This window comes from uncultured Megasphaera sp., assembly GCF_900539295.1.
Classification (GTDB): Bacteria; Bacillota; Negativicutes; order Veillonellales; family Megasphaeraceae; genus Megasphaera.
On the sequence record NZ_UQBH01000012.1, the window covers coordinates 36,237 to 60,718 of the forward strand.

The following is a 24,482-nucleotide window of genomic DNA, read 5'->3' on the forward strand; positions in this document are numbered from 1 at the left end:
TTTCTATTATGATGTCTGAAATGGGTAAGAAACGCAATATCAAAATTTTCTCGGCAGTCATTGCCGCTATCTTTGTATTCAGTATCGCCGGCCTTGCCATCATGCAGACGGGCAATCCCGTAAATGCAGCGCCTTCAAGCAATATCGGCGTCGTCGATACCAGCAAAATCATTACGCCGGATAACCAGGATGCCGTTGAAGTACAGAAACAGCTCCAGCAGGCCGAAGAAGATATGCAGAAACAGTTTGAACAGCAGTCGGCCAACATGGATGACCAGCAGAAACAGGAACTCTTCCAGAAGATGCAGGGCGAACTGGCTGCCAAGCGTCAGGAACTCTTTAAAGGCCTGAAAGACAAAGTCGATACGGCTGTCGGCAACGTAGCTCAGACGAAAGGTCTCAGCCTGGTTGTTGAAAAGAGCGTCGTCCTCTATGGCGGCACGGATATTACCGATCAGGTAACGAAGGAACTGAACCAGAATTCGAGTGCTTCCTCCAGCAGCACTAGCAACAATCAGTAAGGAGTTCTTATGAAACGGATATATGCGGCAGCCGGTGCCGTGGTTCTCTTCGTCTGCCTCTTGGCCGGCTGGTGGTTTTTCAGCCATCGGGATCAATCCGTGCCAGCGGCAGCAGCGACGCCGGTCTATGCCTATGCAGACTTGGAACACGTCGTCATGAGCCATCCGCGCTACAGCGAATATCACCGGTTAGAACTGGAATATAATGCTATGGTTGCCCAATATCAGTTTGAACAGTGGAATTATTCCCGCAAGGCTCAGGCCGAAGGTGTAACGATGCAGCAGTTTGCCGCAGTCGATGCAGCCGGGACGGCGGCCCTCAACCAAGAATTACAGGCTAAAGTCGCCATCAAACAGAATGAACTCAACAACAGTTTGAAACAGCGTTATGACGCCCTTGTTGAGGAAAAGAAAAAGACGACGCCGGTCATCTCTGATTCCGACGCCTTAAAAATCGTCAACCTTCAGTTGAAGCTGAAAACCTTGAATCTTTCAAAAGAAGAACGGGCGGCAGCGGAAGAGCAGCTGCAGGCTCTCCTGCGAGGCAGCAATGCTGACATTCAAGTGACGAACAGTACGGCTGCGGAAATAGCAGCTGCCATGGCGCCTTACAAGGAGCAGGCTAAGAAGGAACTCGAAGACTATGCCCGTCAGGTCAAAACTGACCTCGAAGGACGCAAGCTTCAGAGCCAGGAGGCTTTTAAGCAGCAGTTGGGAAATTTGCAAGATCGGCCTGAACCGGCTGTGTGGAATAAAGAGTGGAAAGATAAACTCGATGCAAAAGAAAAAGAAATGAACGATGTGAAAGAAGCCATCATGGCAGACATCCGCGATAAAGCCGCTGCCGTTGCTCAAGAACAGGGCATCGACATGATTTTTTCCGACTATGAAGGTGTCGGGACGGCTATCGACGTAACTGATGATATTATTGCCAAATTGGCGTAACAGGAGGCATTTTGGAATGAAAAAAGTTTGGAAGCGCTTGGGAATCGTAGCCGTCATGGCAGCCCTTACAGGCGTACTCGCCGGATGCGGCGGTAAAGATAATGTAGGTGTTGTCGACATGTCGCGCATACAGAAAGAAGCGCCCCTTGTTCAGCAATATAAGCAGAAGACGGAAGATAAGCAGAAGGCTATCGATAAAGAACTGCAGGATGCTAAACAGACCATGTCTGCAGAAGACTTCCAGAAGAAGCAGCAGCAGGCTCAGCAGGAACTCAATATTTTCGGCGCCAGCATGCAGCGTCAATTCATGTCGGATCTTGAAAGCCGCCTTGGCGATATCGCCAAGGATAAGAACGTCGGCATCATCGTCATGAAAGAAGCCGTTCCTTCCGGCGGCATCGATGTTACCGATGATCTTATTGCCAAAATGCAGTAAAAAAAGGGGTTGTATATAGTGAATAAAACAGTACAGGAATTAGCCGCATTTTTGGGCGGGACGGTTATCGGCAACGGTGATACCGTCATTGGCGACGTAAAAAGCTTGGAAGAAGCAAGTCAAAACGATATTACCTTTGCCGTCGATCCGTATACGGAATATTTGCCGCAAGTCCACGCCGGTGCCGTTATCGTCGATAAAGAAGTACCGGCCGGCGATAATACGCTGGTCATCGTAGAAAATCCCCGTCTGGCCTTTTCGCAGCTCCTGGTCTTGTTTCACCCCCGTCAGTCGATTCATCCCGGCATCCATCCGACGGCCATCATTGACGAGACCGCTGTCATCGGGGAAGATGTCTCTATCATGCCCTATGCCGTCATCGGCAAAAATGTCGAAATCGGAAAAGGATCGGTTATCTATCCCTACGTCTTTTTAGGGGATAGTGCTAAAATCGGTGAAGGTTCGGTCCTCTATCCCGGTGCCGTCATCCATGAGCACTGTGTCCTCGGTAAAAATGCCGTCATCCGGGCCCATGCCGTCATCGGCGGGGAAGGTTTCGGCTTTGCCACTGAAAAGGGGAAGCATACCCGCATTCCCCAGATTGGGAACGTCATCCTTGGTGACGACGTTGAAATCGGGGCCTGCACCTGCTTGGACAACGCTACTCTCGGCGCGACTAAGGTAGGCAGAGGGACGAAAATCGACAACTTGGTCCACCTCGGCCACAACGTCGAAATCGGTGAAGACTGCTTCATCATCGCCCAGTCGGGCATTGCCGGCAGCACCAAAGCCGGCAATCACGTCATCTTCGCCGGACAGACTGGCTGCACCGGTCACGTTACCATTGGCGATAACGCCGTCTTTGCCGGAAAATCAGGGATTATCGGCAATATCAAAGGCAATCAGACCTACGCCGGCTTTCCGGCACGGCCTCATATGGAATGGAGCCGCACTCAGGTATTCTTGAAACATCTGCCGGAAATGGCTAAGACCGTCAAGGACTTGCAGAAAAAGATTGCCCAATTAGAAAAAAAATTAGAACAACAGTAAGAGGACAGGCTTATGTATACCTTTATGAAATGTCTGAGCTGGATCGTTTGTCATCTTCCTCGCGGCTGCTGCCGCACTTTGGGTACTTTTTTTGGTTCTTTTTTCTGGACCTTTGTTCCGAAAAAACGAAAAGTATTAGCCCAACAGCAAATACTGGACTGCGGCATTACGGACGACCCGAAAAAAGCTATGGCTATTGCCAAGGCCAGTACCCTTCGATTTGGCCCGATGATAATAGAGGTCTTACGCTATCCGGTCTATACTAAGGAATCCCTTGATGAGAAGGTTGACTTTAAAGGCCGTGAGCATTTGGAAGCCTTAAAAGCGAGTGGGGACGGTGCTATTATTATGGCCTCTCACTCCGGCAACTGGGAACTCTTGGGGGCGGTACTTGCCATGAACGGCTATCCCCTCATTTCCGTGGCCCAGGAGCAGAGTCATGGTGCCGATAAGTTTATCAACGAATATCGGGCTATGATGAAACAGCACGTCACCTATAAGACGGGTATCCGCGACATGGTTCGTCTCCTCCGGGACGGTCACTACATCGGCCTTCTCATGGATCAGGATCCGGGGTATACAGGCATCATGGTGAAATTCTTCGGCCGCGATACCCTGACGGCGGACGGTCCGGCCAAGATGGCCGGCCTTGGAAACTATCCGATTGTACCGATATTTATCCGGGAAGACCGGCCGTACCATCACGTCATTGACGTTCAGCCGCCGCTTCGGCCTTATACGGCGGACCACAAGCTCTCAAAGGAAGAAAAAGAGCCGATCATGTATAAGACGACTCAAGAACTCAACGATCGGTTAGAAGCTCATATCCGTCAGTATCCGGAAGATTGGTTCTGGCTGCACAATCGCTGGAAATGGACGAAACGCTATAAAGAAAAGCAAGCTGAAAAAGAAGCTGCCCAATAGGCAGCTTCTTTTTTTGCGAATATTTTTGTGAATATTAACAGGATGACGACAAATGACCGGGAAATATGGTATGATTAACACAAAGAGATTCTTTAGACTGAGGAGGCACGATTATGCGCGTTATTATGTTTTTTATAGCCCTTCTTTGTTTTGTTACTGCGGGATACTTGGGATTTACCGAACCGACCGGCATCTTTGCCTTGATCGTTGGGCTCCTGGCCCTTCGCTTTGCCTTCCGGCAGAAGAAAAAGTTTAAGGCCAAGGTCAAGATTGCGACCGGCAATGAAGAGCTCGATAAACTCAATACAGAACTCTTTAATAAGGCTGTCGAAGACTTCAATGTCCTCGATCAGGAAATGAGGACACTGAACGACAAAGACCTGCGCAAGCAATTGGGCAAGATGCAGAGCATTGCCAAGAATTTTCTGATCTATTTGCAGGGGCATCCGGAACGGATTAGCCTGTCTCGCCGCTTCGTCGATTACTACCAGGACCGGGCCATTCTATTGGTACAAAAGTATAAAGAACTGGAAAAGACCGGCCTCGAGGCGGTGGAAGTACAGCAGTCCAAGATGCAGATTAAACGATTGTTGGATAATTTTGATGAAGCCTATGCCGACCAGTTTTCCAAGGTCCTCAACGCCCAGCTCATGGATCTCGATGCGGAAATGAAAGTCATGAAGGAAAATATGGCAGCCGACGGCTTAAAGCCTGAAATTCCGGAAAGGCCAAAAATCGAAAATCGCAATAGTGATTTGGTGAATTCGATCATCGATTTGACGGATAAATTTTTAAATACGAAACGAAAGTAGGGTGTTATCATGGCGGATATCAATTTGAACGACCTCTTAGAGAAAAAACAGTCCGGCGAGACCGCTGCTAAAAGCTACGAAAAGCATGAATTGGTCAAATTCAATCAGCAGGTAGAGACTTTGACGGCAGAAGATCGGAAGCAAGTCGATACGATTAAGGAATCGATCAACTTGGTGACGGCCAATGCCATCGCTCAGTACGGCATTGCGGCCCAAAACAATATCGCTTCTTTTTCGGACAGCATCTTATCGACTATAAAGAGTACCGATCAGACGGCAGCCGGCAACTTGCTGAATGACTTGGTGAAAAAGGTTCATGACTTTGAAGAAGAACAAGAAGGCGGAAAAGGATTCCTGGCCAACATCCCCGTCGTCGGCTCCTTGTTTAAAAAAGTGCCGGCTTTGCATCAGTCCTACATGACCTTGGCCGCTCAGATCGACAATATCCAGGCCGGCCTCGATAAGCAGAAGATGGTCCTCATGAAGGACGTGGCCATGTTCGACGGGCTGTACGACAAGAATTTGGAATACTTCAAACAGCTCCAGCTCTACATCAAAGCCGGGGAGGAAAAGATTCAGGAATTGAATGAAACGACGATTCCCGAATTGGAAGCCCAGGCTAAGGCCTCGGATAATCCCATGGCGACGCAGGTCGTTCAGGATTTTAAAAATTCCGTCAGCCGCTTTGAAAAGAAGGTCCATGACCTCAAAATCAGCAAGACCATCGCTATTCAGACGGCACCGCAGATCCGCATTATTCAGGATAATGACAAGATTCTCGTCGACCGCATCCAGAGTGCCATTTACAATACCATTCCCTTGTGGAAGAACCAGATGATATTGGCCCTCGGCCTCGGCCGCCAGCAGGAAGCCCTTAAGATGCAGCAGGCTGTGTCCGAGACGACCAATGACCTCTTGAAGCGCAACGCCGCCATGCTCAAGCAAAATTCTCACGATACGGCCGTTGAAAATGAACGGGCTATCGTCGATATCGAAACGGTCAAGCAGGTCAACGAAGACCTGATTGCTACCATTGAAGATACGCTGCGCATCCAGAGTGAAGGCCGTCAGAAGCGGCAGGCTGCCGAACAGGAACTAGTCCAGATCGAAGACCGGCTGAAACAGGCGCTGCTCAAAGGTGCCGGCCAGTCGCAGCCGTTATAACCAGCCGAATTTCTTACAGGCCTTTAAGATACCGCCCTTATCGTGGTCGTCCGTGATATAGTCGGCCCGTTCTTTGAGGGCCTCACGGGCATTGCCCATGGCAATGGAAAAGAATGGCTTTTGGAACATGGTGATGTCGTTTAAGCCGTCGCCGAATACGACGGCGTCTTCGGCTGCTCCGCCGACGAGTTCCAGCATGCGCAGGATGCCGCGGCGCTTATCCGTCGGCTCGATGAGATAGGTGTGGTCGATGTATTCTAAATGGGGCAGACCGTATTTTTCCGGCTCATCTTCTTCTTTCTCCGGCCGGGCATACATGATTTTATAGACCGTCGTCAACTCGTCAATATTGATGGGCTTGACGACGGTTTTCATGTAATTGCGCCGGTCGACGTGGGGAAAGGTTTTGTAGGGCGTATAGCGGTTGATCGTATTATCGGTGACGACGGCCCAGGCAAAGCCGCGACGAGTCAGTTCGCCGAGGAGGGTCTTACAGTTTTCGATGGGAAGTCCTTCCATTTCTAATACGTTCCCATCTAAGGACAGGCTGTTGCCGCCGTCGGCAACGACGGCCGGAATCCCATAGCAGTCGGCAAAAGACTGGGCATCGTTCTGGAGCCTTCCCGAGGCAATGGATACAAAATGGCCGGCCTTCATGAGGCGGCGCAGGCAATAGAGGCTGTCTGCCGGGATGATGCTTGAAATCCCAAGGCCCAGGGTTCCGTCGATGTCAAAGAAAAAGTATTTTTTGGTCATGGTTAAATCCTTTCTGTACGAGATGTATAGGCCTTTTTATTATAGCATAATTCTTTTTGTCTATCCGAAATGTTGCGGGACCGGGTGATTTTATATGTGAAAGGACATTTTGCCATTGACAGAACTGCCCTTTTTTTACATAATAAAGTGTAAATGTTTATTTATATTTAACGAACCTAAAAAGGAGCGATTTGACTAATGAGCACCATTGATACGACTTGTGTAAATGCCATTCGTGTATTGTCGGCGGATGCAATCCAAAAGGCTAATTCCGGCCACCCGGGCCTGCCTTTGGGAGCTGCCCCGATTGCCTACGAACTTTGGGCAAACCACATGAACCACAATGCAAAAGACCCGAAATGGGCGAACCGGGACCGCTTTATCCTCTCTGCCGGCCATGGTTCGATGCTGCTGTATTCGCTGCTTCACCTGTACGGCTACGGCCTGACCATAGATGATATTAAGCAGTTCCGTCAAGACGGCTCCTTAACACCGGGACATCCGGAATATGCTCATACGACGGGCGTTGAAGCTACGACGGGTCCCCTCGGGGCCGGCCTTGGCATGGCTGTTGGCATGGCCATGGCAGAAGCTCATTTAGCTGCGGTATTCAATAAACCGGACTATCCTGTCGTCGACCACTACACCTTTGCCCTTTGCGGCGACGGCTGCCTGATGGAAGGCATTTCGTCCGAAGCCCTCTCCTTGGCAGGCACTCTCGGCCTTTCCAAATTGGTTATCCTGTATGACAGCAACAATATTTCCATCGAAGGAAATACGGATCTGGCATTTACGGAAAATGTCCAAGCCCGCATGGCAGCTTTCGGTTTCCAGACAATTACCGTCGAAGACGGCACGGATATGGATGCTATCGGCAAAGCTATCGAAGAAGCGAAAGCCGACAAAGAACATCCGTCCTTTATCACCATTAAGACCCAAATCGGTTACGGCTGCCCGGCTAAGCAGGGTACTGCCGACGCTCACGGAGCGCCCCTTGGTGAAGAAAATATCGTCGCTATGAAGAAGAACCTCAACTGGCCGAAACCGGAAGAAACCTTCTACGTTCCCGACGAAGTATACACCCATTATGAAGAACTGAGCCAAAAAGCAGGTGCTGCTGAAAAAGATTGGCAGAAATTGTTTGACGCTTATGTCGCTGCCTTCCCGGATATGAAGGCTAAATGGGATGCTTACCATACTGATGTCGATGCACAGGCACTCTTGAATGATGAAGAGTTCTGGGCTTATGAAGATAAACCGCAGGCAACGCGCAACCTGTCCGGCACGATGATCAACCGCTTAAAAGACCGCATCCCGCAGCTCTTTGGCGGCAGTGCCGACCTGGCTCCGTCGAACAAAACGGAAATGAAAGGCGAAGGCTCTTTCGGAAAAGCCGATTACAGCGGCCGCAACATCCACTTCGGCGTCCGCGAATTGGCCATGGGTGCCATGACCAACGGCCTGGCCCTCCACGGCGGCGTTCGCCCCTATGCAGGCACGTTCTTCGTCTTCAGCGATTACATGAAACCGATGATCCGCCTGGCTGCCCTCATGGGACTTCCGACGACTTATGTTTTGACTCACGACAGCATTGGCGTCGGTGAAGACGGCCCGACACACGAACCGATTGAACAGCTGGCTATGCTGCGCTCCATTCCCAACGTCAACGTCTTCCGCCCGGCTGATGCTACGGAAACGGCAGCCGGTTGGTACTTAGCCGTTACCAGCCAGAAGACTCCGACGGCATTAGTCCTCACGCGTCAGAACCTGCCGCAGCTTGAAGGCAGCAGCAAAGAAGCTCTCAAAGGGGCTTACGTCGTTGCTGACGCTTCTAAAGCCGTTCCCGATGCCATCATCATGGCCAGCGGCTCTGAAGTTGAATTGGCTGTCAACGCTAAAGCAGAACTGGCTAAGGACGGTATCGACGTCCGCGTCGTCAGCATGCCGTGCCTCGAACTCTTTGAACAGCAGGATGAAGCTTATAAAGAACAGGTTCTTCCCAAGGCCGTTCGGGCCCGCGTCGCTGTAGAAGCCGCTTCCGATTTCGGTTGGGGCAAATACGTCGGCCTCGACGGTGCAACTGTGTCCATGAAGTCCTTCGGTGCATCTGCTCCGGCAGGGACGCTGTTCAAGAAATTCGGTTTCACGACAGAAAATGTTGTTGAAACGGTTAAGAAAGTTGTAAAATAAAACCGATGTTATCGGTGTCATACGGTCCGCGGCAAGTCTTCCAATGACCTGCCAAGGTCTCGAAAAGGGGATGCTGCATGGGCGGCAGCCCCTTTTCCTATTGTCAAGGCTTGATTTTTCTTGAGTATTTTATTATACTATGTACAAGAAGAAACCCTACTGTGTACGTAAATGGTCTCGATGTTTTGAACCAACACTTTTTACATTGGGAGTTCGGTCTCTATAATGCGAGGCAATGCCTTCATTGGACTGCCGACCCTTATAGGAGGACACCCACCTGCTTAGGCAGGCTCAAAACTCGGTTTATAAACGGCATGGTGGGGCTCTTTTCTTGTGCAAGAATATGATGTATTTTCCGCCGCTAAGAACCTCTTGGCGGCGTTCTATTTAGTCTGGAGAGCAAACAAATGAGCGGAGACGATTTATTTTCCATGGCCGATGAACGAAGCGGCAGAGAGTATGCACCGCTGGCCGTCCGTATGCGGCCTGAATCGCTGGATGACGTATATGGCCAGGATGAGTTGATTGGGCCCGGGAGTTTCCTGCGGATGATGATTGAACGGGATACGATTCCGTCGCTCTTGTTCTATGGCCCGTCGGGCGTCGGCAAGACGACGCTGGCCCATGTCATCGCTGCTGAAACGGACAGCCGCTTCGTAACTTTGAATGCCGTGACGGCCGGGACGGCAGAGCTGCGAAAAGTCATTGCTGCTGCCAAAGAAGCGGTTCATTTATATCAAAAGCGGACGATTCTCTTTATCGACGAAATCCATCGATTCAATAAAAGCCAGCAGGACGTGCTGCTGCCCTATGTTGAAGACGGGACGGTCATCCTGGTCGGAGCGACGACGGAAAATCCTTATTTTGAAGTCAATCGGCCTTTATTATCCCGCCTGCGGGTCATCTCTCTTCAGCCCTTGTCAGAAGCCGCTGTCGTATCCGTTTTGAAGCGGGCTTTGACCGATAAGGTGAAAGGGTTGGGGAGCCTTGGCATTGAAGGCAGCGATGACATGCTCGGAACCATTGCCCGCCTGGCTGACCGCGATGCCCGTGTAGGCCTCAATTTACTGGAACAGGTCGCCATGGTCGTTCCTGCCGGCGGTAAGCTTACACAAGAAGCTATCGAAAAGGTCGCCGGTCATAAGGTATATACTTATGACAAAAAAGGCGATGCCCATTACGATACGGTGTCGGCCTTTATAAAGAGTATGCGCGGCTCTGATCCCGATGCGGCCCTGCACTATCTGGCCCGTATGATTGAAGCCGGCGAGCAGCCGTCGTTTATTGCCCGCCGCTTGGTCATCTGTGCTGCCGAAGACGTCGGCCTTGCCGACCCGCAGGCCCTGGTCATCGCCAACGCAGCAGCTCAGGCCGTTCAATTTGTCGGCTGGCCTGAAGGCCGCATCATCTTGTCGGAGGCCGTTATTTATGTCGCCTGCGCACCTAAGAGCAACAGCGCTTACCTGGCTGTCGATGCAGCCCTCAGCGATGTGCGCCGGAAGGACTGCGGCGATATCCCGGCCCATTTGCGGGACAGTCATTACAGCGGGGCTGCCCAGTTGGGCCACGGCTTAAATTATCGCTATCCTCACGATTTTGAAGACGCCTGGGTCGATCAGCAGTACCTGCCCGATGCCCTTAAAGGCGCGTCGTATTATCATGAAAGACCTTACGGCCGTGAACAGGCTATGGCTGATGCCTGGCATAAGCGCCGCCGTGACAAGTAATCTATTAGTGGAAGGTGAACTATTTTGGCAAACGGAAGGACCCCTAAGACCACCCGCCGCAAGCGGACGACCCGGCGGGCACGGCCTGCCAAGCGGGCCGAGAAATCGCCCCTTTTAAAATATGAGATTATCGGTATTTTCTGTATCTTATTCGGCGTCTTTGCGACCGTCGGTTTTATCGGCGTCGATACGGGCCGTATCGGACACAGTGTAGACGATGTCTTATCATACATCTTCGGGCTGGGGCGAATCGTTGTCAGCTTATCTCTGGTTGTCTTGGGCCTGAAGTATATCGTCGTCCGCAAGGCCTGCCCCGTATCGCGGTCCTGGGTCATCGGTGCCTGGATCTATGTGCTTCTCTTGGGGCTTATCCATTTACTGGTCATTCCGGAAGGCACGAAGTTTCTGCCTGCCAGTTTATCCGTCGGAGGAGGCATCATCGGGGCTGTCGTGTCCTCGGTGCTGCAGCAGTTTCTCGGCTTTTTTGGGGCTGTCATGGCCATCATGGGAGCTGCTATCGTCACCTTTCTGATCTGGAAGAACTGGTCTATTTCCCAGCCAGTGGCGGCCGTTGCCGATAAGGCCGGCCAGGAAGCGGCCCGCGTTTCCGGAAAGGCTGTCGAAGGACTGCAGGACGCATCCCAGTCCCTTCGCCAATGGCACGAAAAGCGGAAAATCTTCGATTTTCAGGCCCTGGAAGAAAGATCGGCAGATACGCCGGAAGACGCTTCAGCAGTCGATAAAGATCTGTCGGAAGGAATTCAGATTTCGGATGCCCGCGATCTTGGAAATGGGGTAGAGGAAGTCAGCTTTGATTCCCGCCCCATTGAAGAAATTCCGGCCGTTGAAGAAAGTGTATCTCCTGAAGACATCGAAGCTTATTGGAATGAAGATCTGGAAGACGGCTTTGATGACGGCCCTCAAGATGAGACGGACTACAGCCAGATTCATGAGACCGTTGTTTCCGATGCCGAACCGACGGCTCACGACGTTCAGCCCGTCAGCACTTCGTCCTTAGCGGAGGAACGAGACGTTCTCCGTCATGACATGGACGATATTAAACCCATTGAAGTAGAACAGAGCACGGTTGCCGTAGATCTCAGTGAGGAAGGCAGCAGTGCCGTTCCCAAGGCGGAACGAAAGTCGATATACCGCCTGCCGTCAGTCTCTATGCTGAAGCCGGGACCGCAGCATACGGTCGGCCTCAGCGACGAAGTACGGGAAAATGCAGCCATTTTAAAAGAAACCCTGCAGAGTTTTAACATCGATGCCAAGATTTTAAATGCCAGCCAGGGGCCGTCCATTACGCGGTATGAACTGGAACCGGCAGCTGGCGTCAAGGTCAGTAAAATCGTCCATTTGGCCGACGACATAGCTCTTAAACTGGCAGCGACGGATATCCGCATTGAAGCGCCGATTCCAGGTAAGGCCGCCGTCGGCATTGAAGTGCCGAATAAGACCTTGACCGGTGTCAATTTGCGCGACGTCATTGAAAGTGAAAAATTCCAAAAAGCCGCCCGCGGTGTTCCCGTCTGCCTGGGCAAAGACATTGCCGGCAATCCCATCGTTGCCGACCTGACCAAGATGCCTCATCTTTTGGTAGCAGGCTCGACGGGCTCTGGTAAGAGTGTCTGCATCAATACCTTCATTGCCAGCATCCTCTTTAAGCAGCGGCCGGAAGATGTAAAATTAATTCTCATCGATCCGAAAGTCGTCGAATTGTCCAACTACAACGGCATTCCGCATTTGCTGACTCCGGTCGTTACCGATCCCAAGAAAGCTGCCAGCGTCCTGCGCTGGGCCGTTCGGGAAATGGATGACCGCTATAAACGCTTTGCCGATACGCATACGAGGGATATTTCCCGATATAATGAACTGCACCCTGACGAAGCCATGCCCTTTATCGTCATCATCATCGACGAATTGGCCGATCTCATGATGACCGCGTCGGACGACGTCGAAAAGTCGATTATCCGCTTGGGCCAGAAGGCTCGTGCTTGCGGCATGCACTTAGTGCTGGCCACGCAGCGGCCGTCGGTCGATGTCCTGACGGGCCTTATCAAAGCCAATGTGCCGAGCCGTATTGCCTTTGCCGTGTCGAGTCAGGTCGATTCGCGGACCATTCTGGATATGGCCGGTGCCGACAAGCTCATCGGCAAGGGGGATATGCTTTTTTATCCCCTCGGCGCATCGAAACCGCTCCGTGTCCAAGGGGCTTTCATCTCCGATTCGGAAATCGATGAAATGGTGGAATTTATCAAGGGACAGGACGGTCCTCATTACGACGAGTCCGTCCAAAAAGCCCAGTCTGAAAATTCCGAAGACAGCGTCGACTTCTTTGAAGACGAACTCATGCAGCAGGCCATCGACATGGTCCTTGAGACCGGCCAGGCGTCGACTTCCATGCTCCAGCGCCGCTTCCGCATCGGCTATACGCGGGCTGCCCGCATGATCGATATGATGGAAGCCATGCACATCGTAGGGCCCAACAACGGCAGCAAGCCGCGGGATATCCTGATGACGGCTGACGAAGTCCAGCAGAAGTATTTGGGCTGACCCCCTGTACCCTTTGTCGTATCTGTTATATAATAAAGGATACGATTATAGTAAATAGGGAGAGAAAGACAGTGAAGGAATCTTCGATCGGTGACGTATTACGATTAGCGAGAGAACAACAGGGCCTGACGTTACAAGATGTATCGGAAGCCCTAAATATAAAGCGGGAATACCTGGAAGCCCTGGAAGCCAATGAATATGACGCCATTCCCGGTGCCGTATTCGTCAAGGGCTTTATCCGCAACTACGGCAACTTCCTGGAACTGGACGGCATTGCCCTGGTTCAGGAATATAAGGCCTCTGTCGAAGAAAGGACGCCCAGGCCGGAAGTTCGGACCATCGTTTCTGCCAAGCATAAAAAAAACAGGAAAGACAATAAGAAGAAAAAGACGCGGCAAGGGAATTGGCCGGAAATTACGATTGTTGCCGGCATCATTATTTTCCTCTTGCTCATTATTTGGATTTTAATGTAAATAAGGAGCCATATGCGTGAGAATTTCTTAGTAACCAGTCGGGAAGATATGGAACGACGCGGCTGGGACCAACTTGATTTTGTCTACATCAATGGCGACGCCTATGTCGATCACCCCGGTTTTGCCGCAGCCCTCATCGGCCGCGTCCTCGAAAGCCGGGGCTATCGTGTCGGCCTTATTTCTCAGCCCGACTGGCACAGTGCAGACGCCTTTAAGACACTGGGCCGTCCGCGGCTGGCAGCCTTGATTACGGCAGGGAATCTTGATTCCATGCTCAATGAAAAGACGGCGGCCCGAAAATTCCGCAGCCGCGACAGCTATTCGCCGGGCGGAGAAACGGGCCATCGGCCGGAACGGGCGACTATCGTCTATGCCAATCGCATGCGCGAGGCTTATAAAGACGTGCCCATCATTATCGGAGGCATCGAAGCCAGTCTGCGCCGCTTTGCTCATTATGACTATTGGTCCAATAAGGTGCGCCACTCGATACTCCTCGACAGCAAAGCCGATATCCTCAGTTACGGCATGGGGGAACATTCCATCGTAGAAATCGCCGATGCCCTGGCTGAAGGCAAGTCCGTCGCCGAAATGTACGACATCCGCGGCATCTGCTACGTAACCAGTAAACCGCCTATTTCGGACAAGACTGTCGTCTGTCCGTCTTATGAAGAGGTCCGGGCCGATAAGGCGGCTTTTGCCAAGGCTTTTAAGATGCAGTATGAAGAGCAGGATCCTTTTTATGGAAAGACCATCATCCAGCCGTCAGAAAACCGGTTCGTCGTCCAGACCCCGCCGGCGCTGCCCCTTTCGACGGAAGAGATGGACGCTATTTATGAGCTTCCCTTCCAGCGCCGCTGGCATCCTGACTACGATGCTGCCGGCGGGGTTCCGGCCCTTCAGGAAGTTCAGTTCAGCCTGACCAGCCAGCGCGGCTGCTTCGGCCACTGCCATTTTTGTGCCATTGCCAGCCATCAGGGGCGCATCATCCAGCACCGCAGCCAGAAATCCCTCGTTCGAGAAACGGAACGGATGACGAAGCTGCCCGGCTTTAAAGGCTATATCCACGACGTCGGCGGTCCAACGGCGAACTTCCGCCATGTGGCCTGCCAAAAGCAGCTCACGGACGGCGTCTGCCGCAACCGTCACTGTATCGGCAGCGAGACTTGTCAGAACCTTAACACGTCCCATGACGATTACTTGCAGCTCCTGCGGAAAATCCGTCATGTAAAGGGCGTAAAAAAGGTTTTCGTCCGCTCCGGTCTTCGTTATGACTACGTCTTGGCTGACGGCAACAAAGAATTCGTAAAAGAACTTTGCCAGTATCACGTCAGCGGCCAGCTGAAGGTGGCGCCGGAACACGTCGTAAAACACGTAACTGACCTCATGGGCAAGGCCGATGTCCATGCTTTTCTGACCTTTAAAGATTGGTTTGACGAAGCCAATCGGGAGCTCGGGAAAAAACAGTACCTCGTTCCGTATTTTATGTCCAGTCATCCGGGGTGTACCTTAAAGGATGCCGTGGCCCTGGCTGAATTTTTGCGGGATATGCATATGCAGCCCGAACAGGTTCAGGATTTTATCCCGACGCCGGGCAGTCTGTCGACGGCCATGTACTATACCGGGATTAACCCCCTGACCGGGCAAAAAGTGTACGTTGCCCGCCAGGCAGAAGAAAAACAGATGCAGCGGGCCCTTATGCAGTATAAGAACCCGGCAAATTATGATATTGTCTATAAGGCCTTATGCCTGACGGGCCGCCGTGACCTCATCGGTTACGGGCCGAAGTGCCTCATTGCACCGCGGCGTCATCAACGTCAGTCAGGCCGTCCGCTTTCCGGCCGCGGCAATCGCCATGGCCATTCGGCTGTTCGCTCCGGACAAGGACGGAAGGATTTGAACAGGACTAGAAAATTCAGGTGAATATAATGAAGAAATACGTGCCTTTTATCATGCTCAGCGTCTTCGTCATCGTGCTTTTGAGCCTGGCCTGGCCCATCTTGATGAAGCACCAGCAGGAAGAAGCACAGCGGGCCTATGAAGCCGGCCGCCATCTCGTCGTCTTTTCCGACTTACCCCAAGACGTCAATAACGGCTTGGCCCAAGAATTTTATAAGCAGAAGCACCTGCGGGTACAGATCTATTCCAAGACTGACAGCGATATGCGCCAGTCTTTAGGGAATATCAGCGGCCCTAAGCCGGATATCCTCATCGCTTCGGAAGATGATCTGCGGACGCAGAAACAAAATGGTATTCTCCAGCCCTATGAGTCTGATGTGACGGACAAGGTGCCGTCTTCCATGAAGGATGCGGAGGGCATGTGGAACGGCTTGTGGTATAATCCGATGGTCTTTGTCGTCGGTCAGTCCTATTATGACCGGAGGGGGCAGCTCCTCTCTACTTGGGACGATCTCTTGACCGATCCTCAAATGCTGCTGGCTTTCCCGGATCTGGCCGCTATGGATATGGCCGGTGAATTTCTCTGTTCTTTCGTCGAAATGAAGGGCCTCGATGAAAGTGAACGCTACCTGCGGGCTCTGCAAAGTCACGTCGCTTCGTATTCGAAGTCGATGCCGGTCAACGTGCGCCGTGTTGCCAGCGGGGAAGCCGATGTCGGTGTCGCCGATGCCTCGACGGCTCGGCAGTATCGAAATGACGGAGCCCCTATTTATATTGTCTATCCTCAGGACGGCACGTCGTACTGGCTGACAGGGATTGCCATCACCAACTGGTGTGAAGACGGGGAACTGGCCGATGCCTTTACGGACTGGCTCTATTCCCCGGAAGCCAATGCGGTATTACGGCAAAAGCATATCTTTATGAGTGACGCCATACCGCAGGAGCAGCCTGACGTCGACGCCAACGGCCGGGGACTGGTCTTGTTCCCGGTAAAAAAATTATATTCTGATGAAGGCCGCCGCACTTTGCAGTCATGGTGGATCAAATCAATTCGCTTCGGAAAGGAAAAATAACGATACATGGAAAAGATCGGATTTGTCAGCTTAGGCTGTTCTAAAAATCTCATCGATACAGAAGTCATGCTGGGGATTCTCCGCGACCGCCACATGGAAATTACGGAGGACCTCGCCCAGTCCGACATTATTATCGTCAATACCTGTACCTTTATTGAAAAGGCAAAGCAGGAATCCATCGATACGATTCTGCAGGCCGCCCGCTATAAGACGGAGGGCAACTGTAAGATCCTCATCGTAACGGGCTGTCTCAGCCAACAGTATAAAGAAGAACTGATGAAGGAAATGCCGGAAATCGACGCGCTCCTGGGCACCGGTTCATGGGACCGCATCTGGGAAGCTATCGATACCGTCAAAAAAGGGCGCAAGGCCTGTTTCATCGACGATGTCAGCCATTTGTACGACCAGCATACGAGCCGCATGCGGACGACGCCGACGTACAGCGCCTATGTAAAAATCGGCGAAGGCTGCAACAACGGCTGCTCTTTCTGCATCATTCCCCACGTTCGGGGAAAATTATACAGCCGGCCTATCGAATCGATTGTCGCTGAAGTGCAGCAACTGGCTGCTGACGGTGTAAAGGAAATCAACCTCATTGCCCAGGATACGACGAGTTACGGCGTCGATATTGCCGGTCACTCCCTCTTGCCGGAGCTGCTGCGTCAATTGGTTCCCATCGAAGGCATCCGCTGGATCCGTCTGTTCTATCTCTATCCCCATTACTTTACAGACGAACTGATGGACCTCATCGTGAAGGAAGATAAAATCTGTCCCTATGTCGACTTGCCGCTCCAGCATATTGCCGAACCGGTACTGCGCCGCATGAACCGCCGCGATTCGGAAGATGATGTGCGCCGTCTCATGAAAAAGTTATGCAGCCACGGCCGAAAACTCACGCTGCGCTCGACCTTCATCGTCGGCTTTCCCGGTGAGACAGAAGATGAATTCCAGGCTCTCTGCGATTTCGTAAAAGAAACGAAATTTGACGACGTCGGCGTCTTTACCTACTCTCAGGAAGAAGGGACGCCGGCGGCCATGATGGACGGTCAGATTCCGGAAGAAATAAAAGAAGAACGCTACCATCAGCTCATGGCCATTCAGGCCAAAGTATCGGAAATCCGCAACCAAGAGCTCGAAGGCTCTGTCCATACGATGTTAGTTGAAAAGGTAGAACAAGAAAAGGGCGTGACCCAAGCCGTGGGGCGCATTGAAATCCAAGCGCCTGACGTCGACGGTCTGACCTATCTTGAAGATGCTGATGGCGTACAGCCCGGGGACATGATTCAAGTCCGCATTGCTCAAGGCTTTGCCTACGATCTCGTTGCTGAACGGCTCGATTAACCGAGGTGATTGGTATGATAGTAGAACTTGTTACGACAGGCTCTGAATTATTGCTGGGCGAAATTACCAATTATAATTCCGCCTACTTATCGAAACAGCTCAATGAAATGGGATATTTCGTCGTCTATCATACGACGGTCGGCGATAACCCGAAGCGCATGAAAGACGTCTTGAAAACGGCCCTTTCCCGGGCCGACATCGTCATTACGACGGGCGGCCTCGGGCCGACTCAGGGCGACATGACCAAAATCATCGGTGCTGAACTGATGGATTTTCCCTTGGTCTATGATCCGGCTATTGCCGATGCGGTCCAAGCCTGGGTAACAGCCCATCACGGTACGGTGACGATGACCGAAAACCAGAAGCGCCAGGCCATGGTCCCTCAAGGGGCTTCCATTTTTGACAATCTGGCCGGTACGGCACCGGGCGTTGCCATGCAAAAGGGCGGCAAGACCCTGGTCCACTTGCCGGGACCGCCCAGCGAAATGCGCTGGATGTATGAAAACCGCCTGAAACCCTGGCTTCTTCAGACTTTTGGCAGCCAAGGGTCTATCCGCTCGCTCTATATAAAGATTTATGATATGGGTGAAGCCTTTATTGAAGAACGGCTGATGGATCTTGTCAAAGACCAGTCGAATCCGACCTTGGCCATGTACGCCCGCCCGGGATTCGTCGAAGTCCGCCTGACGGCCCGCGCCGACAGTGAGGAACAGGCTGAGGAGCTCCTCTTACCGCTCGAAGAAGAAGTACGCCGCCGTCTCAATGACCAAATCGTCAGCTTTAACGACGAAACGATGGCCGATGTACTGGGACGGGAAGTCCGTCAGGCAGGCTATATCGTCAGTGCTGCGGAATCCTGTACGGGTGGCCTCATCGGTTCGCTCATTACCGATGTGCCCGGTGCTTCCGATTACTTCCGCGGTTCGGCCGGGACGTACTGCAATGAAATGAAAGAAAAAATCCTCGGTGTCTCTCATGAGACACTGGAACGATATACGGCCGTCAGTTCGGAAACAGCTGCTGAAATGGCTGACGGCAGCCGACGCCTTTACGGGAGTGATGTTGCCGTCAGCACGACGGGCATTGCAGGTCCCGGCGGCGGTACGGAAGAACAGCCCGTAGGCCTTGTCTATACCGGCGTCAGCGGCCCCTGGGGAACCCTCGTTCACCGCGACGTTTATCACGGCGGCCGTGCTGAAATCAAGCGGCGCGCAGCCGTACGGGCCATCTACTATGTAGTACGCTATCTAGTGAACCATAAAAACAAATAACCGTTAGGAGGAATGATTTTGGACGCGAAACAGACAGCGCTTGAAAATGCAATGCGCAAGATTGAAAAAGACTTTGGCAAGGGTGCCATCATGCGCCTCGGCGACATTGCTGACAAGATGAATTTAGAAGTTATCTCATCGGGGTCCCTGGCCGTCGACTTGGCCGTCGGCGTCGGCGGATATCCCCGGGGGCGAGTCATCGAAATCTATGGCCCTGAATCGTCAGGGAAAACGACTTTGGCTCTCCATGCCATTGCTTCGGCCCAGAAAAACGGCGGCATTGCAGCCTTCATCGATGCGGAACACGCTCTCGATCCGGTCTATGCCCGCCACCTCGGCGTCGATACCAACGAACTGCTCATTTCCCAGCCGGATAACGGCGAACAGGCTCTTGAAATTACGGAAGAACTCGTCCGCAGCGGTGCCGTCGACGTCATCGTCGTCGACTCCGTAGCAGCCCTGGTTCCCAAGGCCGAAATCGAAGGCGAAATGGGTGACTCTCACGTCGGCCTCCAGGCCCGCCTCATGAGCCAGGCCCTGCGTAAACTGACAGGGATCATTTCCAAGTCGAAAGCTATGGTCATCTTCATCAACCAGCTTCGTGAAAAAGTCGGCGTCATGTTCGGCAACCCGGAAACGACGACCGGCGGCCGGGCCTTGAAATTCTATGCTTCGATCCGCATGGAAATCCGCAAAGGCGAAGCCATCAAATCCGGCGGCGACGTCATCGGCAACCGGGCTCGGGTTAAGGTTGTCAAGAATAAAGTGGCACCTCCCTTTAAACACTGTGAATTCGATATCATGTACGGCCAGGGGATTTCCCGTGAAGGGACGGTCCTCGACCTGGGTGCGTCGATGGATATCATTGAAAAGAGCGGTACCTGGTATTCTTATAAAGGCGAACGACTGGGCCAGGGTAAGGAAAATGTCAAGATCTTCATGAAAGAACATCCGGAAATCACGGACGAAGTCGAAAAGATCATCCGCGATACGCTGGCAGCGGAACCGGAAAAATTCGATGACGTCATGGACGAAGACCTGATGAAAGAGGATGCTGTGGCAGAAGCCATTCCGGAAAGCGACGAACAGGAATAAATGACCTATAGTGAAGCCTATGAAAAGGCGCTGCAGCTGCTCAACGTCCGCTTTTTAAGTGAAGGCGAACTGCGGCTTAAGCTGCGGCGGCGGGATGTCAGTGACGACGTCATCGACGAGGTGATGGCCATGCTGAAAGAGGAACACTTTATCGATGACGAACGCCTGGCCCGTCAGGTCTATGCCTACTATGTCCGAAAAGGGCAGTACGGCCATTTATATATCGCCAATTGTCTCCGCCGCCGTCAGCTGACCGTGCCGGATGATGTTGAACGGCCTGATGAATACGCCTTGGCAGAGGCCTTGACCGATCGGAAATTTTCCCGTCATCGCGATGAAGCACGGAAGGCGGCGCGATACCTCCAGTACCGCGGTTTTTCGCCGGCTGTCATCGCCGAGGTCATCGCATCCTTTACCGTTTCTGACGGGGATTGACAGCTTGCTAAAAGAGACACTTGACAAGTCAAATCCGTCTTGACATTAATATGAAAAAAAATTACAATTAAAGGAGCCGGTTTGATACACTGGTTCATATTTTGCATAATTGTAGGTTTTTTGAACATGAAGTAAATTTTACATACTCATAAAAAAAGCCGGACGGTAGGTTCGGCTTTTTTTTGTGAAGGGGAGGTGAATTTGTTACTATGCTGACTACTATTGTGGCGGCTATTATCTGTGGTCTCATCGGCGGCGGTGCCGGTTACATCTATCGCAAAAATATTGCCGAAGGTAAAATCGGACAGGCCGAAGTCGAAGCCCAGCGGATCATTGCCACGGCCCAGCAGAATGCGGAAGCCCGCAAAAAAGAACTGGTCCTTGAAGGCAAGGAAGAAATCCATAAGCTTCGCAGTGACGCCGAACGGGAAAACAAGGAACGCCGCACGGAATTACAGCGCTTTGAACGGCGTTTGCTTCAAAAAGAAGAACATTTAGACAAGAAATCCGATTCCATGGAAAAGAAAGAAGATAGTCTGCAGCGCAAGGAAGAAGAAGTGACGCGCATGCAGGAAAAAATCGAAGCTATCCATGAACAGAAGATGGTCGAATTGGAACGAATTTCCGGCTTGACATATGAAGATGCCAAAGAATTGCTTTTGAACAACGTTCAAAGTGAAGTGAAGCATGAAACGGCACAGATGATCAAGATGCTTGAAGAACAGGCTCATGAAGAAGCAGAAAGCAAGGCCCGGGAAATCATTTCCGTGGCGATCCAGCGCTGCGCTGCCGACCATGTTGCTGAAACGACGGTGTCGGTCGTTTCCCTGCCGAACGATGAAATGAAGGGCCGTATCATCGGCCGTGAAGGCCGTAATATTCGGGCTATTGAAATGCTGACCGGTGTCGATCTCATCATCGATGATACGCCGGAAGCCGTTATCTTGTCCTGCTTCGATCCGATCCGTCGGGAAATCGCCCGCATTGCCTTGGAAAAACTGATTGCCGACGGCCGTATCCATCCGGCACGGATTGAAGAAATGGTTGAAAAGGCTCGTAAAGAAATCAACCAGAAGATTCGCGAAGCCGGTGAACAGGCGACGTACGAAGCCGGGGTTCACGGGCTCCATCCGGAACTCATCAAGATTCTCGGCCGCTTGCGGTACCGTACCAGCTATGGCCAGAATGTACTGCGCCATTCTATCGAAGTATCTCAGCTGGCAGGCATCATGGCTGCCGAATTGGGTGTCGATGAAAAGCTGGCTAAACGGGCCGGGCTGATCCATGATATCGGTAAAGCCCTGGACCACGAACTGGAAGGGACCCACGTCTCGATCGGTGTCGAAATCGCCAAGAAATACGGCGAATCGAAGCTGGTCGTCAACGGCATTGCTGCTCATCACGGCGACGAAGAAGCACAGAGTGTGGAAGCCGTCTTGGTAGCTGCTGCCGATGCCGTATCGGCGGCTCGTCCGGGTGCCCGTCGGGAAACGTTGGAAAACTATCTGAAGCGCCTGACCAAGCTCGAAGAAATTGCCGAGTCCTTTGACGGTGTCGAAGACTGCTTTGCCATTCAGGCCGGACGTGAAATCCGGGTCATGGTTAAACCGGACAAGTTGGATGAATCTGACTGCGTCCTCTTGACGCATGACATCATCAAACGCATTGAAGCTGAACTGGAATATCCGGGACAGATCAAAGTAAATTTGATTCGAGAAACAAGAGCAGTAGAATACGCAAAATAAACCAAAAGAGGGTATCTCCAAACGAGATGCCCTTTCTTTTTACATGGAGGAGGAAGCACAATGAAAGAAATCAAATCATTTTCTTTTCGCTATGGCAGAAATGACGGATACATGGCTTGGTATCGTATGGACAATGAAAAAGGCGTAAATGTAGGCATTGACCTCTACGATGGGGAAGAACGCAGCCTGCGCTGTGAACCTGCCCAGGAATTGGCTGTGGAACTGGCAAAGCTGCTGGAAGAACAGAACGCAGCGGCATGGGATGGATTTTATGACATCGAAACATGTATCTGTGCCGGAGATAGCTGGGTGTTCCATGCTTATGGCAAAGAAGGCGAAGAAATTCATGCCATGGGGCATTCCAAACACCCTGAAGGCTTTGCGGAAATGAAACAGGCATTGGATGACTTTTTCGGTAAAATTTATCAGGACTATCAGGCATAAAAAATAGGATGGATTGATAATGGCATCTCCATCAGAAAACAAAAATAGCCGGAATCCTTTATATTTTTAAGGATTCCGGCTATTTTTTATATAGATTTTACGAGATCTGTTTTCTTCTGAAGACAGCCCTTTTTTATGCGTATTGATATTTTTTTCTTGCGCCTACAAACAGAATGATTGCTACCACAATGGTCAGCACTTCTGCCACGGGAATGGCAAGCCATACACCCAGCAAGTCAAGATACTTGGGCAGGAACAGGATACATCCACTGACACAAACGAAGGTGCGCAGGGAGGAAATCAGTGCGGAAAGCACCCCGTTGGAAAGGGCAGTGAAAAATGCCGAAGCGAAGATATTCACGCCGCAGAACAGGAAGTTCCATGCGCAGATTTTATACCCATCTAATGTAAGGGTGAATGTGGAGCTTTCTTTGGGGGTAAATACCAGTATGGTTGGTTCTGCCAGAAGGAACGACAGTACGCTGATGACTGCTGAAGAAACCAGTATGATGCCCATGGACATTTTGAACAGTCGTTTCAGCTGGACATGGTTCCGTCTGCCGTACTGGTAACTGAATACTGGCGCCACACCATTGGAAAAACCCATATAGGCGGATGCAAAGAGGAACTTTGCGTAAAGGATGATGGTGATTGCCGCAACGCCATCTTGTCCCATCATCTGCATCATGACTTTGTTGAACAGGTATGTGGTGACACCAGAGGAAATATTGGTAATCAGTTCAGAGACGCCGTTGCTCATGCTATGGAGCAGTACCTGTGTGTTCCATTCCGGTTTTACAAAGTACAGCACAGCCCGTGGTTTCAGGAAATAGATCAGAGGCGGAATACCACCGATGAGGAAGCTGGTGACAGTACCCCAAGCAGCCCCTTTGATGCCCATATCCATCAAAACGATGAATACATAGTCAAAAACGATGTTGCTGATGCCGCTGGCAACGTTGAGAACGAGTCCCAACTTCGGTTTGCCTGCGGTGACAAAGAATACCTGAAAGAGTACCTGAACCACGGAGATGGAATAGAACGCCATCATGATTCTGCCGTAGTCGATGCAGTAGGGCAATAGGGCTTCGTCAGCTCCCAGAAAAATGGAAAGGGGCTCGATGAATACAAAGCAGAGCAGAGAAAGGATCAGCCCCATGGCGATAGCAAAGAGTGTCAGCAGTGTAAAATGCCGTCTTGCCAGATCTTCTTTGCCAGCCCCCAGTTCTCTGCCAATGATGGCGCTGCCGCCGGTGCCCAGCATGATACCCACACCCAACATGACATTGATGAGGGGATACACGATATTGATAGCGGAAAGGGCTGCCGTCCCCACAAAACGGGAAACGAAAATACCGTCTGCGATGATATAGGTTGCCACAAACATCATCATAATGATGGTGGGAAATGTAAAACGGAGCAATCCGCCAAGGGAAAATTCTTTGGAAATGTCGTTTTGCATAATATGACCTCACTATAAAAATACTGTATACCTATAATTTTCAAAACAAAGGCAAACACTCCTCTTTTTGGGGAGCGTTTGCCTATTTTTTATTCAGTTGCCATCTGGTTGACTTTTTCTTCTTCTGGTGTAATATAAATGGTTTTGTTGGTCAGATAAATGACCA

Annotated in this window: 21 protein-coding genes and 1 other RNA gene; 20 read left to right on the forward strand and 2 right to left on the reverse strand. The window is 51.5% G+C overall.

Annotated elements, in window-relative coordinates:
* Positions 1–8 precede the first annotated feature (8 nt).
* From QZQ46_RS05500 to QZQ46_RS05530, 7 genes are all read left to right on the forward strand, one after another.
* The gene (locus QZQ46_RS05500) at positions 9–521 is read left to right on the forward strand and encodes an OmpH family outer membrane protein (protein WP_296827642.1); all 513 of its coding nucleotides are present in this window, start codon (positions 9–11) and stop codon (positions 519–521) included.
* 9 nt (positions 522–530) lie between these two features.
* Positions 531–1,466, forward strand: a complete 936-nt coding sequence (locus QZQ46_RS05505; protein WP_296827645.1) for an OmpH family outer membrane protein — start codon at positions 531–533, stop codon at positions 1,464–1,466.
* A 16-nt stretch (positions 1,467–1,482) separates the two neighbouring features.
* Positions 1,483–1,902 carry an OmpH family outer membrane protein gene (locus QZQ46_RS05510; protein WP_296827647.1) on the forward strand — a complete coding sequence of 140 codons (420 nt, stop codon included), beginning with the start codon at positions 1,483–1,485 and terminating at the stop codon, positions 1,900–1,902.
* An 18-nt stretch (positions 1,903–1,920) separates the two neighbouring features.
* The gene (gene lpxD / locus QZQ46_RS05515) at positions 1,921–2,952 is read left to right on the forward strand and encodes a UDP-3-O-(3-hydroxymyristoyl)glucosamine N-acyltransferase (RefSeq protein ID WP_296827650.1); all 1,032 of its coding nucleotides are present in this window, start codon (positions 1,921–1,923) and stop codon (positions 2,950–2,952) included.
* A 12-nt stretch (positions 2,953–2,964) separates the two neighbouring features.
* Positions 2,965–3,876, forward strand: a complete 912-nt coding sequence (locus QZQ46_RS05520) for a lysophospholipid acyltransferase family protein (RefSeq protein WP_296827654.1) — start codon at positions 2,965–2,967, stop codon at positions 3,874–3,876.
* Positions 3,877–3,989: 113 nt separating this feature from the next.
* Complete coding sequence (locus QZQ46_RS05525; RefSeq protein ID WP_296827656.1) at positions 3,990–4,688, forward strand: 5-bromo-4-chloroindolyl phosphate hydrolysis family protein; 699 nt, start codon at positions 3,990–3,992, stop codon at positions 4,686–4,688.
* Positions 4,689–4,697: 9 nt separating this feature from the next.
* Positions 4,698–5,852, forward strand: a complete 1,155-nt coding sequence (locus tag QZQ46_RS05530; protein ID WP_296827658.1) for a toxic anion resistance protein — start codon at positions 4,698–4,700, stop codon at positions 5,850–5,852.
* Here the strand turns inward: QZQ46_RS05530 and QZQ46_RS05535 are convergent.
* Positions 5,847–6,608 (reverse strand): HAD hydrolase family protein, encoded by a 762-nt coding sequence (locus tag QZQ46_RS05535; protein ID WP_296827660.1) that lies wholly within the window; start codon positions 6,606–6,608, stop codon positions 5,847–5,849. The genes QZQ46_RS05530 and QZQ46_RS05535 overlap by 6 nt on opposite strands.
* 198 nt (positions 6,609–6,806) lie before the next feature.
* Between QZQ46_RS05535 and tkt the strand changes: the two genes are divergently transcribed.
* The 13 genes from tkt to QZQ46_RS05600 all read left to right on the forward strand — a co-directional run bounded on the left by tkt (position 6,807) and on the right by QZQ46_RS05600 (position 22,854).
* Entirely contained in the window at positions 6,807–8,798 is a 1,992-nt protein-coding gene (gene tkt / locus QZQ46_RS05540; protein WP_296827663.1) for a transketolase, read from the forward strand.
* A 150-nt stretch (positions 8,799–8,948) separates the two neighbouring features.
* Positions 8,949–9,126, forward strand: a non-coding RNA gene (gene ssrS, locus QZQ46_RS05545) — 6S RNA.
* A gap of 79 nt (positions 9,127–9,205) precedes the next feature.
* Positions 9,206–10,525 (forward strand): replication-associated recombination protein A, encoded by a 1,320-nt coding sequence (locus tag QZQ46_RS05550; RefSeq protein WP_296827666.1) that lies wholly within the window; start codon positions 9,206–9,208, stop codon positions 10,523–10,525.
* A gap of 24 nt (positions 10,526–10,549) precedes the next feature.
* Complete coding sequence (locus tag QZQ46_RS05555; RefSeq protein ID WP_296827668.1) at positions 10,550–13,081, forward strand: DNA translocase FtsK; 2,532 nt, start codon at positions 10,550–10,552, stop codon at positions 13,079–13,081.
* A 71-nt stretch (positions 13,082–13,152) separates the two neighbouring features.
* Positions 13,153–13,554: a RodZ family helix-turn-helix domain-containing protein gene (locus QZQ46_RS05560; protein ID WP_296827670.1), complete on the forward strand. Its 402-nt coding sequence runs from the start codon at positions 13,153–13,155 to the stop codon at positions 13,552–13,554.
* A gap of 12 nt (positions 13,555–13,566) precedes the next feature.
* Entirely contained in the window at positions 13,567–15,474 is a 1,908-nt protein-coding gene (locus QZQ46_RS05565; protein WP_296827672.1) for a YgiQ family radical SAM protein, read from the forward strand.
* 5 nt (positions 15,475–15,479) lie between these two features.
* On the forward strand, positions 15,480–16,523 hold the full coding sequence (locus QZQ46_RS05570) for an ABC transporter substrate-binding protein (protein WP_296827675.1): 1,044 nt from the start codon (positions 15,480–15,482) through the stop codon (positions 16,521–16,523).
* Positions 16,524–16,529: 6 nt separating this feature from the next.
* Positions 16,530–17,864: a 30S ribosomal protein S12 methylthiotransferase RimO gene (gene rimO, locus QZQ46_RS05575; protein WP_296827678.1), complete on the forward strand. Its 1,335-nt coding sequence runs from the start codon at positions 16,530–16,532 to the stop codon at positions 17,862–17,864.
* A gap of 14 nt (positions 17,865–17,878) precedes the next feature.
* Positions 17,879–19,135, forward strand: coding sequence for a competence/damage-inducible protein A (locus QZQ46_RS05580; RefSeq protein ID WP_296827681.1), 1,257 nt, complete (start codon positions 17,879–17,881; stop codon positions 19,133–19,135).
* A gap of 12 nt (positions 19,136–19,147) precedes the next feature.
* Positions 19,148–20,230 (forward strand): recombinase RecA, encoded by a 1,083-nt coding sequence (gene recA / locus QZQ46_RS05585; protein ID WP_296827683.1) that lies wholly within the window; start codon positions 19,148–19,150, stop codon positions 20,228–20,230.
* Positions 20,231–20,665, forward strand: a complete 435-nt coding sequence (locus tag QZQ46_RS05590) for a regulatory protein RecX (RefSeq protein ID WP_296827686.1) — start codon at positions 20,231–20,233, stop codon at positions 20,663–20,665. It abuts the gene before it with no gap.
* A 209-nt stretch (positions 20,666–20,874) separates the two neighbouring features.
* Entirely contained in the window at positions 20,875–22,410 is a 1,536-nt protein-coding gene (gene rny / locus QZQ46_RS05595) for a ribonuclease Y (protein ID WP_296827689.1), read from the forward strand.
* A 60-nt stretch (positions 22,411–22,470) separates the two neighbouring features.
* Positions 22,471–22,854, forward strand: coding sequence for a hypothetical protein (locus QZQ46_RS05600; RefSeq protein WP_054329549.1), 384 nt, complete (start codon positions 22,471–22,473; stop codon positions 22,852–22,854).
* Between the two features lie 133 nt (positions 22,855–22,987).
* Here the strand turns inward: QZQ46_RS05600 and QZQ46_RS05605 are convergent, their stop codons facing one another.
* A complete protein-coding gene (locus QZQ46_RS05605) occupies positions 22,988–24,316 on the reverse strand; it encodes an MATE family efflux transporter (protein WP_022364901.1) in 1,329 nt (442 codons plus the stop codon).
* Between the last annotated feature and the right edge of the window lie 166 nt (positions 24,317–24,482).

Bases quoted from the DNA above. Each gene is read 5' to 3' on its own strand.
- QZQ46_RS05500 (WP_296827642.1), top strand. From the start codon at position 9: ATGATGTCTGAAATGGGTAAGAAACGCAATATCAAAATTTTCTCGGCA.
- QZQ46_RS05525 (WP_296827656.1), top strand. From the start codon at position 3,990: ATGCGCGTTATTATGTTTTTTATAGCCCTTCTTTGTTTTGTTACTGCG.
- recA (WP_296827683.1), top strand. From the start codon at position 19,148: ATGATTTTGGACGCGAAACAGACAGCGCTTGAAAATGCAATGCGCAAG.
- QZQ46_RS05590 (WP_296827686.1), top strand. From the start codon at position 20,231: ATGACCTATAGTGAAGCCTATGAAAAGGCGCTGCAGCTGCTCAACGTC.
- QZQ46_RS05580 (WP_296827681.1), top strand. From the start codon at position 17,879: ATGATAGTAGAACTTGTTACGACAGGCTCTGAATTATTGCTGGGCGAA.
- QZQ46_RS05510 (WP_296827647.1), top strand. From the start codon at position 1,483: ATGAAAAAAGTTTGGAAGCGCTTGGGAATCGTAGCCGTCATGGCAGCC.
- rny (WP_296827689.1), top strand. From the start codon at position 20,875: ATGCTGACTACTATTGTGGCGGCTATTATCTGTGGTCTCATCGGCGGC.
- tkt (WP_296827663.1), top strand. From the start codon at position 6,807: ATGAGCACCATTGATACGACTTGTGTAAATGCCATTCGTGTATTGTCG.
- QZQ46_RS05550 (WP_296827666.1), top strand. From the start codon at position 9,206: ATGAGCGGAGACGATTTATTTTCCATGGCCGATGAACGAAGCGGCAGA.
- QZQ46_RS05565 (WP_296827672.1), top strand. From the start codon at position 13,567: ATGCGTGAGAATTTCTTAGTAACCAGTCGGGAAGATATGGAACGACGC.
- rimO (WP_296827678.1), top strand. From the start codon at position 16,530: ATGGAAAAGATCGGATTTGTCAGCTTAGGCTGTTCTAAAAATCTCATC.
- QZQ46_RS05520 (WP_296827654.1), top strand. From the start codon at position 2,965: ATGTATACCTTTATGAAATGTCTGAGCTGGATCGTTTGTCATCTTCCT.
- QZQ46_RS05570 (WP_296827675.1), top strand. From the start codon at position 15,480: ATGAAGAAATACGTGCCTTTTATCATGCTCAGCGTCTTCGTCATCGTG.
- QZQ46_RS05600 (WP_054329549.1), top strand. From the start codon at position 22,471: ATGAAAGAAATCAAATCATTTTCTTTTCGCTATGGCAGAAATGACGGA.
- QZQ46_RS05535 (WP_296827660.1), bottom strand. From the start codon at position 6,608: ATGACCAAAAAATACTTTTTCTTTGACATCGACGGAACCCTGGGCCTT.
- QZQ46_RS05505 (WP_296827645.1), top strand. From the start codon at position 531: ATGAAACGGATATATGCGGCAGCCGGTGCCGTGGTTCTCTTCGTCTGC.
- QZQ46_RS05605 (WP_022364901.1), bottom strand. From the start codon at position 24,316: ATGCAAAACGACATTTCCAAAGAATTTTCCCTTGGCGGATTGCTCCGT.
- QZQ46_RS05530 (WP_296827658.1), top strand. From the start codon at position 4,698: ATGGCGGATATCAATTTGAACGACCTCTTAGAGAAAAAACAGTCCGGC.